We start from the raw sequence: 12,863 nt of genomic DNA, 5'->3' as shown, positions 1-12,863 counted from the left end.
TGGAAATAGTGGGGCTTAGACCAAATGAAATTAGTGCTTTAATTAAAGAACAAATTAAGCATTATGACGATATCATTGAACAAAAAGATGTCGGTACAGTCGTGACTGTTGGTGATGGTGTAAGTGTTATTCATGGGTTGGATAATGCCATGTTAGGTGAATTATTGCTTTTCCCAAATGATGTTTACGGAATGGTCATGAACTTAGATGAAGATAGTGTAGGAGCCGTACTACTTGGATCTGAAAGTACGATTAAAGAAGGAGACGAAGTTAAACGTACTGGAAGAATTATTGAAGTTCCTGTTGGGGATGAAATGTTAGGTAGAGTTGTGAATCCATTAGGACAAGCAATCGATGGTCAAGGTGAAATCAATACTGGTAAAACAAAACCAATCGAACGTGTTGCTAGTGGGGTCATGACAAGAAAATCAGTTGATCAACCATTACAAACTGGTATTACATCAATTGATGCTATCATTCCTATCGGTAGAGGTCAACGTGAGTTAATTATCGGTGACCGTCAAACAGGTAAAACTGCAATTGCTATTGATACAATTTTAAATCAAAAAGGACAAAACATTTATTGTGTTTATGTTGCTATTGGACAAAAGAACTCAACAGTTGCACAAGTTGTTGAAAAATTACGTCAAGGTGGCGCAATGGATTATACATGTGTTGTTTCTGCCGGAGCAAGTGAACTAGCACCAATTCAATACATTGCACCTTATGCAGGATGTGCCATTGCTGAACATTGGTTAGATGAAGGAAAAGATGTTTTAATCGTTTATGACGATTTATCGAAACATGCGGTTGCTTATCGTACAATGTCGTTATTATTAAAAAGACCACCAGGACGTGAAGCTTATCCAGGGGATGTCTTCTATTTACATTCAAGATTACTTGAACGTGCATGTCGTTTAAATGAAGAAAATGGTGGAGGATCAATTACTGCTTTACCAATCATTGAGACACAAGCAGGGGATATCTCAGCATATATTCCAACAAACGTTATTTCAATTACAGATGGACAAATTTTCTTACAACAAGAATTATTTAACTCTGGATTTAGACCAGCGGTTGATACTGGATTATCTGTATCACGTGTAGGTTCAACTGCACAAATTAAAGCTATGAAACAAGTATCTGGTTCATTAAAACTTGAACTTGCTCAATATGCAGAAATGCAAGCTTTCGCACAATTTGGTTCTGACTTAGATGCAGCTACAAAAGCAACATTAGATCATGGGGCAAAAGTACGTGAAGTATTAAAACAAGCACAATACTCACCACGTAGTGTACCTACACAAGTCATTACTTTATTTGCATTAAAATATGGTTACACAAAACAAATAGAAGTAGAAAAAGTACAAGAATTTATGGATGGTTTAGTAGAAAATATTCAAATGTCTCATCCTGAATTTATTACTGAAATAGAAACTCAAAAAGTGATTTCAAATGAATTAGAAGCGAAGATGAAAGAAGCAACAGGCGCTTATGTTGATCAATTCTTAAAAACACAAGGGGCTAACTAATGCCTGGATCAATGCAAGAAATCAAGCGTCGTATTAAATCCGTTGAATCTACTAAAAAGATTACAAAAGCAATGGAATTAGTTGCGACATCTAAACTTCGAAAAACAAGAAATCAACTTGATGAATTAAAACCTTATTATCAAGGTGTTCGACAAACATGTGCAGAAATTTTAGCTTCTAATAAAGGATTAAAAGATTCTGCTTATCTTATTGAAAATAAGGAAGAAAAAGATGTTTATATTGTTATTTCTTCAAGTTTAGGATTATGTGGTGGATATAATGCGAATGTTTTTAAAGAAATTAGTCATCAAATTAAAGACAACGATTATGTTTATCCAATTGGAAGTAAAGGAATGAATTACTTCCGTAGAACTCATCAAGGACCAATCAATACAGATTTTGCTTCATTAAATTCAACACTTGCTTTTGATGAAGTGACAAAATTAGTTAAAAGTGTTACAGATCTTTATATTAATAAGGAAGTAGGAAGTATTAAAATTATTTATACTGAATTTGTTAATAACTTAACATTTAAACCTCGTACAGTAACGCTTTTACCTATTGATACAAATGAATTTGAAAACATTAAAATTACGAATAAATTCACTGTTTTTGAACCAAGTCCTGAAGAAGTTTTAGATAGTTTGATACCAATGTATCTACAAGCTGTCGTTTATGGTTATCTTGTTGAAAGTGTGACAAGTGAGAATGCATCACGTCGTACTTCAATGGAAAATGCGACAGATAATGCAGAAGAATTAACAGAACAATTATTATTAAAATACAATCAAGCTCGTCAAACAGCAATTACAAACGAAGTTAGTGAAATTGTTGCTGGAGCTAATGCACAATAAGGAGGTCAATATGGCAAATATTGGGAAAATAATTAGTGCCCGTGGGCCAGTTATTGATATTGCATTTGATGGCGAAGATAAATTACCTCGATTAAATACTGCTATTCGTATTCAAAATGGCGAAGAAGAATTAGTAGTAGAAGTTGCGCAACACATTGGTGATGATGCAGTAAGATGTATCGCCATGGGACCAACTGATGGGGTAGTAAGAGGAATGGATGCTGTTGATACAGGTCACCCAATTTCAGTTCCAGTAGGAAATGATACATTAGGACGTATGTTCAATGTTTTGGGTGAACCAATTGATGGTAAAGGTGAATTAGGAAATGATATTCCACGTATGCCTATCCATAGATCTGCACCAACTTATGCAGAACAAATGACAACTACAGAAATCTTTGAAACAGGAATTAAAGTTGTAGACTTAATTTGTCCTTTTATCAAAGGTGGTAAAATTGGGTTATTCGGTGGTGCCGGAGTAGGTAAAACAGTATTAATCCAAGAATTTATTAATAATATTGCAACACAACATGGTGGGTTATCTGTATTCGCCGGTGTTGGAGAACGTAGCCGTGAAGGAAACGATTTATATTATGAAATGAAAGAAAGTGGCGTTTTATCTAAAACATCACTTGTCTTTGGACAAATGAATGAACCACCTGGAGCACGTTTACGTGTTGCCTTAACTGGTTTAACAATGGCTGAACAATTCCGTGATGGACAAGGACAAGACGTGTTATTATTCATTGATAACATCTTCCGTTTCACTCAAGCAGGTTCAGAAGTTTCTGCCTTACTTGGACGTGTACCATCACAAGCAGGATATCAACCAACCCTTGCAACTGAAATGGGTGCTTTACAAGAACGTATTACATCAACTAAAAAAGGATCAATTACATCTGTACAAGCAGTTTATGTACCAGCTGATGACTTGACTGACCCAGCACCAGCAACAACATTCGCACACTTGGATGCTAAAATTGTCTTGGATCGTTCAATCGCTGCTTTAGGTATTTATCCTGCAGTAGATCCACTTAACTCATCATCAAGAGCCTTAGATCCACTTGTTGTAGGTAAAGATCATTATGAAGTTGCTCATGGTGTTCAACAAATCTTACAACGTTATCAAGAATTACAAGATATTATCGCAATTCTTGGTATGGATGAATTAGGTGATGAAGATAAATTAATCGTTGCACGTGCAAGACGTGTACGTAACTTCTTATCACAACCATTTACAGTAGCTAGTCAATTTACTGGTTTAGATGGAAAATATGTCCGTGTAGAAGATACTGTTCAAGGATTTAAAGAAATTCTTGAAGGTAAATGGGATCAATTACCTGAACAAGCATTCCATAATGTTGGTACAATTCAAGAAGCTGTAGAAAAGGCTAAACAAATCGAAAATGATTAAATTTAAGCTAAAAATCATTACACCTCAGGGTATTTACCAAGAAGTGGAAATTGATCAGATAAATCTTGATACAACTGCTGGACAAATAGGTATTTTAGCTCATCATATTCCACTTGCAAGTGGTGTGAAAGTGTCTCAAATGAATTATATTATTGATGGAAAAAGAACATACTTTTCTATCGCGGGTGGGTTTGTTTATGTTAATGAAACAGAAACAACTCTTATCGCTAATGCAATTGAATCACAAGATGAAATTGATTTAGAAAGAGCACAGGAAGCAAAAAGAAGAGCTGAAGAAAGACTTAAAATACAAAACGATGAAATCGATATGTTAAGAGCACAAGCAGCATTGCAACGTGCAATTATACGTATTCATGTCAAAGGTTTATAGAGAAGAACTTCCATTCTTCTCTTTTTTTTGTATAATGGAATAAAGGAGAAAGGGAAGATGAAAAAGAAAATAATTGGAATAGGGAGTATTGTTGTTTTATTAATTATTGGCTGTGTTTTTTATTTTACAAGAGAAGAAAAAATTACATTATCTTTAAAAGATAAAAAAGATATTGTTGTAGAATATGGAAATAAGGTTGAATATTCATTTGATAATCTTATTCAAACAAAAAACAGCGACAAAGAACAATTAAAAGAAGTCAAAAAAGAAACAAAAATTACAAGTAATTTAAAAAATGAAGATCAAAAAGAATATCCAGCTATTGGAACTTATATGATCACTATCAAATATCAAGATCAAAAATTTAAAAAGAAAATCATTGTTAAAGATACAACAGTTCCTACATTTAATGAAACTAATGAAGTCTCATTTGAAGAAGGAACTGAAAACTATGATTATAATAAAGAAATAAGTGCAACAGATCTAACAACTGTAGAGATTCAATATGATACCTCTTCGCTTGATACTAAAACGCCAGGTGAATATAAAATCAAAGCAATCGCAACAGATACAAGTGGAAATAAAACAGAAAAGGAAATTACAGTACATGTTACTAAAAAGCCTGAACCAAAAAAAGAAGAACAAACAGCATCGAATCAAACTGTAAGTTATCATGGTGGAGGTAAAGTTGTTTGTATTGATGCGGGACATCAAGCAAGAGGAAATAGCTCACTAGAACCCAATGGACCTGGTTCATCAACGATGAAGGCAAAAGTTACTACAGGAGCAACAGGCTGTGTTACTGGGAAAACAGAATCACGGATTAATCTAGAAGTTGCTCTAAAATTACAACAAGCTTTACAAAATCAAGGTTATACAGTTATTATGTGTCGTACCTCACAAGATGTAGATATTTCAAATGCTCAAAGAGCAGAAATCGCTAATAGTAACAATGTATCAGCATTTATTCGACTTCATTGTGATTCAAGTACCTCTTCATCAGCAACTGGAACTTTAACGCTTGCACCCTCTACATCAAATCCTTATTGTGCAAATATAGCGAGCGAGTCACAAACGTTATCAAAGGCAATTGTCAATAATATTTGTAATGTGACCGGGTCAAGAAATCGAGGCGTTTCAATTGTTGATAATATGACAGGATTAAATTGGTCTAAAGTTCCTGTGACAATTGTAGAAATGGGATTTTTATCAAATCCTCAAGAAGATCAATTACTCGCAAGTGATGATTATCAAAATAAAATTGTCCAAGGAATTGTAAATGGGATAGGAGCTTATCTCAATTAAAAAGGAAAAAGGAATGAAAAATGAAATGGAAAAAGTAACACTAGGAAGAACAGGAATTACCGTTAATCGTAATGGTTTTGGTGCCTTACCGATTCAAAGAGTCACAGGAGAAGATGCCACAACAATTTTACGTAAGGCATACGATCAAGGGATTCGTTTTTTTGATAGTGCACGTTGGTATAGTGATAGTGAAGAAAAATTAGGAAATGCATTAAGTGATGTAAGAAAAGATATTTACATTGCAACAAAAACGGGTTCTACAACAGTAGAAGGTTTCTGGAAGGATTTAGAAACAAGTTTACATAATTTACAAACAGATTATATTGATATCTATCAATTTCATAATCCTTCGTTTTGTCCAAAGCCAGGAGATGGTACAGGACTTTATGAAGCTATGTTGGAAGCAAAAACTCAAGGCAAGATTCATTTTATTGGTCTTACAAATCACCGTTTACCAGTGGCTATAGAAGCGTGTGAAAGTGGATTGTATGATACAATTCAATTCCCATTTAGTTATTTAGCTGATCAAAAGGATATTGATTTAGTAAATAAATGTAAAGAAAACAATATTGGATTTATCTGTATGAAAGCTTTATCTGGAGGACTTATTAATCGATCAGATGCAGCTTATGCTTATTTAGCACAATTTGATAATGTTTTACCAATCTGGGGAATTCAAAAAGAAAGTGAACTTGATGAATTTATTTCATATCAAACAAAAGCACCCAAACTAACAAAAGAAATACAAGAGCTTATTGAACATGATCGAAAAGAACTTGCAGGTGACTTCTGTCGAGGGTGTGGTTATTGTATGCCATGTCCTAAAGGAATACAAATTAATCAGTGTGCTAGAATGTCATTAATGTTAAGAAGAGCACCAGCAGCAAGTTGGCTTAATGAACATTGGCAGGCAGAAATGAAAAAGATTGAAGAATGTTTAAATTGTGGTAAATGTATGCAACATTGTCCATATCATTTAAATACACCTGAACTATTAAAGAAAAATTATGAAGATTATAAAACGTTTCTAAAATAAAAAGAGTGATACGAAATTTCGTATCATTCTTTTTTTTAATAAAGTCTACGACAATTATAAATGTAATTATGGAAGTAGCTACCAGGAGCTATAGATGTAACTTTAACACATTGGTTAGGATCTTGTCCTACCGTTTCTGAACCTTTACCAGAAGCGTGCACCATACGACCATTACCAATATAAATACCTATGTGGGCAACACCACGACCATAGTTGAAGGTAATGACATCACCAATTTGTAAATTGTTGTAAGAAACAGATTTTCCACTACCAGCATAACCTGCAGCTGTCGTTCTTCCAATTCTTACTCCTGCTTGTTTATGCGCCCAATAAACAAGACCAGAACAATCGAAATATGTAGGACCACTTGCACCCCAATAATAACGAGATCCTTGTTTTGCAAGAGCGTAGTTAGCGATTTTTACACCAAGTGCAGCATTTGATTCTGTGATACTAGAATTGTTTTGATTCGTATTTGTTGAACTATTTTGATTATTATTCGATGAATTTTGATTCTCATTTGAATTGTTATTATTTGTTGTTTGATCTGTGTTTGAATCTTGTTCATTATTTGTGTTTGAACTTTGATTATTATTTGTATTTGAACTTGTGTTATTGTTTGTTGATGGTGTTGAAGGAACAGGTAATTGAGTTACATGACCAACATCATCTTTTTTAGAATTTTCATAGAATGCAGTTAATGATTCATCTATTTGTTTAGATTGTGAAGCAGCAACATTTGCGTCAACTTGAGTTGCAGCTACTTTCTTTCTTTGTTCTTCTAACAATGTTTCATATTGTGTTTGAATTGCAGCTTGTTCTACTTTTTGTGATTCTAATACTTTTTTCGCATTTTCTAAAGTAACTTTTTGACTTTCGATTGCTTTTTTCTTTTCAACCATTGTTTTTACTAATTCTTTATCACTATAGGTTAAAGTATTGAAACTATCAATTCTTGATAACATATCTGTGAAATTATTTGCCCCAAAAATATAATTAATAAATGTATTTTCATTCATATAAGATTGCATGACATACATACGATCTTTTATTTCTTGACTATTTTGATCAATTTCATTTTGTGTATTTTGAATCGAAGTTTCTACATATTTAATTTCAGCTTCTTTAGAAGAAATACTATTATTAATTGAATTTAATTTCTTTTCAGCAGCTGATAAAGAATTGGCAGTTGATTGAGCCTCATTTTTTTGTGATTGTAATTCTTTCTTTAATTTTTTGTTTTTTTCTTTTAAATAGGTATTAAAAGCTTCGCATGTTTTTTTATTGCTATTTGTAAGGCTTCCGCTTGCGCATAAAGACATATATTTTGTTTCGTTTTTAGAAAAATCAATAGCTTTAACAGGTTTAAAATAACTAACACCTAAAAGCATCGAACAAGTCATTAAGCCGATTATGTATTTTTTTACCTTCAAAGAAAACACCTCCTAGATTATTTATACATCAAATACGTTTAAAAGTAAAATAAAAACAGGATATCCTGTTTTTATTTATTAATAAGGTCTAACAGCACATGTAAAACGTCCAACATTTGAAGCGATTTTTACAACATCACCTGTTCGAGGTGCATGAATGTATTGCCCATTTCCAATATAAATACCAACATGTCCAGATTTCCATAAGATATCTCCAGGTTGTGCTGAACTTACAGGAATAACAGCACCTGACCCAGCTTGTGAACCAGAATAGTGATCAAGAGAAACACCTGCTTGTGCATAACACCACATAACAAGACCAGAACAGTCAAATGTATTTGGTCCACTAGCACCCCATACATAAGGACAACCCAATTTAGAATATGCAGCGGAAACAACAGTAGAACCATACTTATTTGTTGTTGGCACATTCATTTGTGTAAATTTTGTTGAATTTCCTGAACTACTTGATGATCCACCACTTGGTGTTGGTTGCATAACAATTGCGGATGCTAAGAACGCATCTAATGAGCTTTGCGTATTAGAGACTTTTGATTGTTCATCTTGTTTAGCTGCAAGTTCATTTTTTTGTTTAGCAAGTAAATCTTGATATTGACTTTGTAAAGCATATTGTTCATTTTGTTGAGAAACCATATTTGCTTTAACAGTTTCTAATGTTGCTTTTTGATTTTCAACTTGTTTCTTTTCATCATTAATTTTTTCAATCAATTCTTCATCAAATTGAGTGATTTCATTGATACTATCAATTCTTGAAAAGAAATCAGAGAAACTTGAAGCACCAAAAATAAATTCAATATAACTATTACTGTTGTTATAAGATTGCATAGCATACATACGATTTTTAACTTCTTCTTCTTTTTTAGTGATACTTGCTTCTAAAGATTTAATTGATTCTTGTAAATAATTAATTTCGTTTTGTTTTTGTTCAATTTGATTATTCAAATCAGCAATCTTAGATACTACTGAATCTAAAGAACTTTGAGTATCTGAAATCTTTGATTTAGAATCATCAATAGAGCTTTGCAAGTCTTTATTCTTTTTCTTTAAGTAATTATTGAACTGTTTACAAGTTGAATAATTGCTACTTGATAAGCTTTTACTTGAACAAAGCTTCATATATTTTTCTTCTTGACCTTCAAAGTTAACGGCATTAACATCACTTAAAAAGCCAAAAAAAGACATAAACATAGTTAAACAAATAACGGAGATCAAGCTTTTTTTCATTTCTACAATTCCTCCCAACTCTATTATCTTATTTTTTAGTTGAAAAGTAAATATATACGACAAGATTCCTAACATTTTTGACAATGTGGCATATATTTAAAATGAGGTGAATAAAATGGTGAAGCATGGTATAGATGTTTCTAAATTTCAAGGTGTTATTGATTGGCAAGAGGTCAAAAAACATATTGATTTTGCAATTATTAGATGTGGTTATGGAAGTGATGATGAAAATCAAGATGATCCGTTCTTTAAAAGAAATGCAGATGAATGTACACGTTTAAAAATCCCTTTTGGTGTTTATTTATATTCGTATGCCACAAATGAAAAGGAAGCACTGTCGGAAGCTAATCATGTTTTAAGATTAGTGAAAGATTATCAAATGGCATATCCTGTTTATTATGATTTAGAAGATAATAATACAACAGGTAGACAAAGTAATGAGATGATTGGAAATATTGCTCAAACCTTTGCTCAAAGATTAGAACAAGAAGGTTATTATGTAGGAATGTATGCCTCTTTATTTTGGTTTAGAACAAAACTAACCAGTTCGATTTTTAATGAGTATACAAAGTGGGTTGCTCGCTATAATGATAAACTTGATTATGATGGGAGTTATGGAATGTGGCAATATAGTGCGACTGGTACAGTATTAGGCATTGATACAATGGTTGATTTAAATTATGCTTATGAAGATTTTCCTGCGATTATTGAAGAAGGGGGCTATAATAACTTCTCTAATCCAAATATTACTCGTTATAAAATAGGGGATGAAGTTGAATTTCATCATGTCTTTTTAACCAGTGAATCAACACAACCATTGATGCCTTATCGTCATTTTGGTACGATTACGCGAATCGTTCAAGGGGCAAGAAACCCTTATCTAATAGGAAAGGATGCGGGTTGGGTCAATGATCAAGTGATTGAACAAAGAATTCGTTATTTAAGTGCACCTGATTATACGGGAACAAGTTTTACTGATGCATTACGTTCTATTCAAGAAGATACGTCATTTTCTAATCGAAGTAAACTGGCAAAACTTAATGGTATTGAAAATTATCAAGGAACCCAAAGACAAAATGATCAACTTTTAGAATTATTAAAACAAGGGCGTTTAAGAGCATAAAAAAGAGCTTAGATTCTTTTTTCATAAGCTCTTCTTAAAGCACCACTTGCTAGTGTGATTGTACCACAATGTTTAAAACCATACTTTGTAAGGAATTTTTGCATAGATAGATTATCATTATGTGTATCCATTCTTACGCTGTGATAATCTGGATACATAGCAACTACTTGATCTAAAATAGTAGATGCCAAACCTTTTCCCTTGCAATTACTATCAACCGCAATACGATGGACACAAATATAAGGACTATTTAATAGCCATTTTCCATCAATACGATTATACGAAGTTTCCCCATTAATTGTTACCATGCATGTACCGACAATTTGATCTTCATCAACTAATACATACGCTTCATTTTTTTCAATATCCCTTTTAATTGTTTCTTCATTTGGGTATCCATCTTGCCATTGATCAATACCATTTTCTTTAAAGTAACATTTTGCTTGATTTATAATCTCCATAACACGAGAGATATCTTCTAATTTTGTTTGTCTTAAAATCATTTCTAAACCTCCCTCAAGCTTGCGCTTAAATAATATAAACTTTTGCCTAGTTTGTCAAATTGTTATATTTACAAATAAAAAGCATTTGTTATAATAGCCTTATATAATAAGGAGGTGCTTTTATGGTACTAGATCAAATTAAAAAAATCCTAGTAGAAACAATGGATATTGAAGAAGAAAAAATTACATTAGATGCTAAATTAAAAGATGATTTAAATTTAGATTCTTTAGATTCCGTTGAACTTATCATGTCTGCAGAAGAAGAATTTGGTATTGAAATTCCTGATGAAGATGTTATGAATTTTAAAACAGTAAACGATATTGTTAATTATATTGAAGAACATAAATAAAAGCTCACCATCAGATGAGCTTTTCTTCTACTCTAAAATATAGTTATTCATAAGAGTTTTATTCTTTTCTAAACATTTAAATAAGATTGCACCAATAACTAATACCACAAATTCACCAACAAAAACATAAAAAGCGTTAATCATAAATGGAAGTTCTAAAGCAAGATAAAGTTCTAAACCAACGATCAATCCATTAACAGCGCCCCCGATAAAAGCCCCCACAAAAACATTTTTAAAATAATACATACCAAGACAGGCAATTAAAGTAGCGGCTGTTCCAAAACAAATATCATAAAGTCCCATTGGGGAAGCAAGATTTGCAAGTAAACATCCAATAGTAAGTCCTGGAATAAATTTCTTGTTGTAACATGCAAGTAACACAATAATTTCTGTTAAACGCATTTGCACAGCTCCATAAGCGATTGGTGAAATCAAGATTGTTAGTACAGCATACACTGCTGCAATCATCGCATTCATTGCGATCACTTGTACCTTTTTATTATTCATTTGTAGTCCTCCTCTTCTAAAGTACAGTTAGAAGCCAGATAGAATAAAAAAAGATGACAGAGCCATCTTCATTACCTATCCTTAGTTTTTTATACTGGGTTTGGCTCTCGAACCAGTCGATGTCATTATACATAAAAGGAATATACAAATCAATAGGATTTCTTTTAAAACTATTCTATAATAAAGATAGATAGGAGGGATTTGTATGTTATGTCCAAAATGCCATAATCGTATTGTTAAAGGTTCTTCCTTTTGCCATATTTGTGGGGAACCTATACCTCAACAAAAAGTAGAAAAAACAATTCTTTCAAGAGTTAAACAAAAAGAAGAAATAAAGAAAGAAAAAAGTAAAAAAAGGAAATACGTTGCAATCATTTTCTTTTTACTTATCGTAATAGCCGTTATGGTAGGCATCTATCTTTTTTTAAACATGAATGAACCAAGTTATTCAAGTGACAATATTGTTAGTCAACAAGTGGAAAAGGCACTCCACATAGATAAGGATAAAGTAACTTTAGAAATAGGAGAAAGCACAACGATTAAAGCTAATCTTAAATGTACATATACTGTTCAAGATGCTTCTATTTGTAAAATAAATCAAGAAGGAACGATTACTGCACTTGCTGCAGGTAAAACAAAGATTTTTTGTATCAGTGAATCTGGAAAAAAAGAAACAGTGAAAGTCACAGTAAATAAAAAAGAAGAAACGATTGATGAAGAAGATTTTGTTTTTCCTCATAGTGATACAGAATTACTTACAGAAGAAGATTTACAAGGAAAAGATCAACAACAATTACAAATGGGTATTAATGAAATTTATGCAAGACATCATTGTACTTTCAAAACAGAAGAAGTGAAAAATTATTTTGAAGCTAAAAAATGGTATAGTGGCGATGAAAATCTAACTTCTGATTCAATGAATGAACATATGTCGGAATATTTTAATGAAGTTGAATTAAAGAACATTTCGTTTATTCAAGCACACCGATGAAAATAATTTGCATGAGAATTAATAAAACAAAAAAATTCTGAAAATAGTTGTCAAAAACGAGAAATTTCATTTTCAATTCACATAACTTGTTTAAAATGAAAATGTAATCAAAAGAGATTATACATTCGTCATTCTCTCTTAAATATTTTTTTGACAACTCTATTTAAGAATGACGTTAA

At 32.2% G+C, this 12,863-nt stretch carries 13 protein-coding genes and 1 riboswitch; of the genes, 9 read left to right on the top strand and 4 right to left on the bottom strand.

The window, feature by feature from the left end; translation table 11 throughout:
* The first annotated feature begins 8 nt into the window (after positions 1-8).
* From atpA to C7U55_RS08910, 6 genes are read left to right on the top strand one after another with little or no spacing between them, the layout of a single operon-like run.
* Positions 9-1,532, top strand: a complete 1,524-nt coding sequence (gene atpA / locus C7U55_RS08935) for a F0F1 ATP synthase subunit alpha (RefSeq protein ID WP_106988269.1) — start codon at positions 9-11, stop codon at positions 1,530-1,532.
* Positions 1,532-2,386 carry an ATP synthase F1 subunit gamma gene (atpG, locus tag C7U55_RS08930; RefSeq protein WP_106988268.1) on the top strand — a complete coding sequence of 285 codons (855 nt, stop codon included), beginning with the start codon at positions 1,532-1,534 and terminating at the stop codon, positions 2,384-2,386. The genes atpA and atpG overlap by 1 nt, the downstream gene beginning before the upstream one ends.
* 10 nt (positions 2,387-2,396) lie before the next feature.
* Entirely contained in the window at positions 2,397-3,800 is a 1,404-nt protein-coding gene (gene atpD, locus C7U55_RS08925; RefSeq protein WP_048924791.1) for a F0F1 ATP synthase subunit beta, read from the top strand.
* The gene (gene atpC, locus C7U55_RS08920) at positions 3,793-4,191 is read left to right on the top strand and encodes an ATP synthase F1 subunit epsilon (protein WP_106988267.1); all 399 of its coding nucleotides are present in this window, start codon (positions 3,793-3,795) and stop codon (positions 4,189-4,191) included. Before atpD ends, atpC begins: the two co-directional genes overlap by 8 nt.
* Before the next feature lie 57 nt (positions 4,192-4,248).
* Positions 4,249-5,496, top strand: coding sequence for an N-acetylmuramoyl-L-alanine amidase (locus C7U55_RS08915; RefSeq protein WP_239985188.1), 1,248 nt, complete (start codon positions 4,249-4,251; stop codon positions 5,494-5,496).
* A gap of 13 nt (positions 5,497-5,509) precedes the next feature.
* A complete protein-coding gene (locus tag C7U55_RS08910; protein ID WP_227279482.1) occupies positions 5,510-6,532 on the top strand; it encodes an aldo/keto reductase in 1,023 nt (340 codons plus the stop codon).
* Positions 6,533-6,567: 35 nt separating this feature from the next.
* Here the strand turns inward: C7U55_RS08910 and C7U55_RS08905 are convergent, their stop codons facing one another.
* Entirely contained in the window at positions 6,568-7,965 is a 1,398-nt protein-coding gene (locus C7U55_RS08905) for a C40 family peptidase (protein ID WP_239985187.1), read from the bottom strand.
* A 78-nt stretch (positions 7,966-8,043) separates the two neighbouring features.
* Positions 8,044-9,210, bottom strand: a complete 1,167-nt coding sequence (locus tag C7U55_RS08900) for a C40 family peptidase (protein WP_106988266.1) — start codon at positions 9,208-9,210, stop codon at positions 8,044-8,046.
* A gap of 115 nt (positions 9,211-9,325) precedes the next feature.
* Between C7U55_RS08900 and C7U55_RS08895 the strand changes: the two genes are divergently transcribed.
* Positions 9,326-10,333, top strand: a complete 1,008-nt coding sequence (locus C7U55_RS08895; protein ID WP_106988265.1) for a glycoside hydrolase family 25 protein — start codon at positions 9,326-9,328, stop codon at positions 10,331-10,333.
* Positions 10,334-10,341: 8 nt separating this feature from the next.
* Here the strand turns inward: C7U55_RS08895 and C7U55_RS08890 are convergent, their stop codons facing one another.
* Complete coding sequence (locus C7U55_RS08890) at positions 10,342-10,836, bottom strand: GNAT family N-acetyltransferase (protein WP_106988264.1); 495 nt, start codon at positions 10,834-10,836, stop codon at positions 10,342-10,344.
* A gap of 122 nt (positions 10,837-10,958) precedes the next feature.
* On the opposite strand from C7U55_RS08890, the gene acpP reads away from it, so the two are divergent.
* A complete protein-coding gene (gene acpP / locus C7U55_RS08885) occupies positions 10,959-11,186 on the top strand; it encodes an acyl carrier protein (protein WP_106988263.1) in 228 nt (75 codons plus the stop codon).
* Between the two features lie 27 nt (positions 11,187-11,213).
* Here acpP and C7U55_RS08880 read toward each other — a convergent pair whose 3' ends face one another.
* Positions 11,214-11,693 carry a QueT transporter family protein gene (locus C7U55_RS08880; RefSeq protein ID WP_106988262.1) on the bottom strand — a complete coding sequence of 160 codons (480 nt, stop codon included), beginning with the start codon at positions 11,691-11,693 and terminating at the stop codon, positions 11,214-11,216.
* A gap of 75 nt (positions 11,694-11,768) precedes the next feature.
* Positions 11,769-11,815, bottom strand: a riboswitch (PreQ1 riboswitch).
* Positions 11,816-11,898: 83 nt separating this feature from the next.
* On the opposite strand from C7U55_RS08880, the gene C7U55_RS08875 reads away from it, so the two are divergent.
* On the top strand, positions 11,899-12,684 hold the full coding sequence (locus C7U55_RS08875; protein ID WP_106988261.1) for a YARHG domain-containing protein: 786 nt from the start codon (positions 11,899-11,901) through the stop codon (positions 12,682-12,684).
* The last annotated feature ends 179 nt before the right edge of the window (positions 12,685-12,863 follow it).

This window comes from Faecalibacillus faecis (assembly GCF_003024675.1).
Classification (GTDB): domain Bacteria; phylum Bacillota_I; class Bacilli_A; order Erysipelotrichales; family Coprobacillaceae; genus Faecalibacillus; species Faecalibacillus faecis.
This window is presented reverse-complemented; position numbering and strand designations above follow the sequence as displayed.

Coding starts and splice junctions, on each gene's coding strand:
- C7U55_RS08910 (WP_227279482.1), top strand. CDS start 5,510: ATGAAAAATGAAATGGAAAAAGTAACACTAGGAAGAACAGGAATTACC.
- acpP (WP_106988263.1), top strand. CDS start 10,959: ATGGTACTAGATCAAATTAAAAAAATCCTAGTAGAAACAATGGATATT.
- C7U55_RS08915 (WP_239985188.1), top strand. CDS start 4,249: ATGAAAAAGAAAATAATTGGAATAGGGAGTATTGTTGTTTTATTAATT.
- atpC (WP_106988267.1), top strand. CDS start 3,793: ATGATTAAATTTAAGCTAAAAATCATTACACCTCAGGGTATTTACCAA.
- atpD (WP_048924791.1), top strand. CDS start 2,397: ATGGCAAATATTGGGAAAATAATTAGTGCCCGTGGGCCAGTTATTGAT.
- C7U55_RS08875 (WP_106988261.1), top strand. CDS start 11,899: ATGTTATGTCCAAAATGCCATAATCGTATTGTTAAAGGTTCTTCCTTT.
- C7U55_RS08895 (WP_106988265.1), top strand. CDS start 9,326: ATGGTGAAGCATGGTATAGATGTTTCTAAATTTCAAGGTGTTATTGAT.
- atpG (WP_106988268.1), top strand. CDS start 1,532: ATGCCTGGATCAATGCAAGAAATCAAGCGTCGTATTAAATCCGTTGAA.
- C7U55_RS08880 (WP_106988262.1), bottom strand. CDS start 11,693: ATGAATAATAAAAAGGTACAAGTGATCGCAATGAATGCGATGATTGCA.
- C7U55_RS08900 (WP_106988266.1), bottom strand. CDS start 9,210: ATGAAAAAAAGCTTGATCTCCGTTATTTGTTTAACTATGTTTATGTCT.
- C7U55_RS08890 (WP_106988264.1), bottom strand. CDS start 10,836: ATGATTTTAAGACAAACAAAATTAGAAGATATCTCTCGTGTTATGGAG.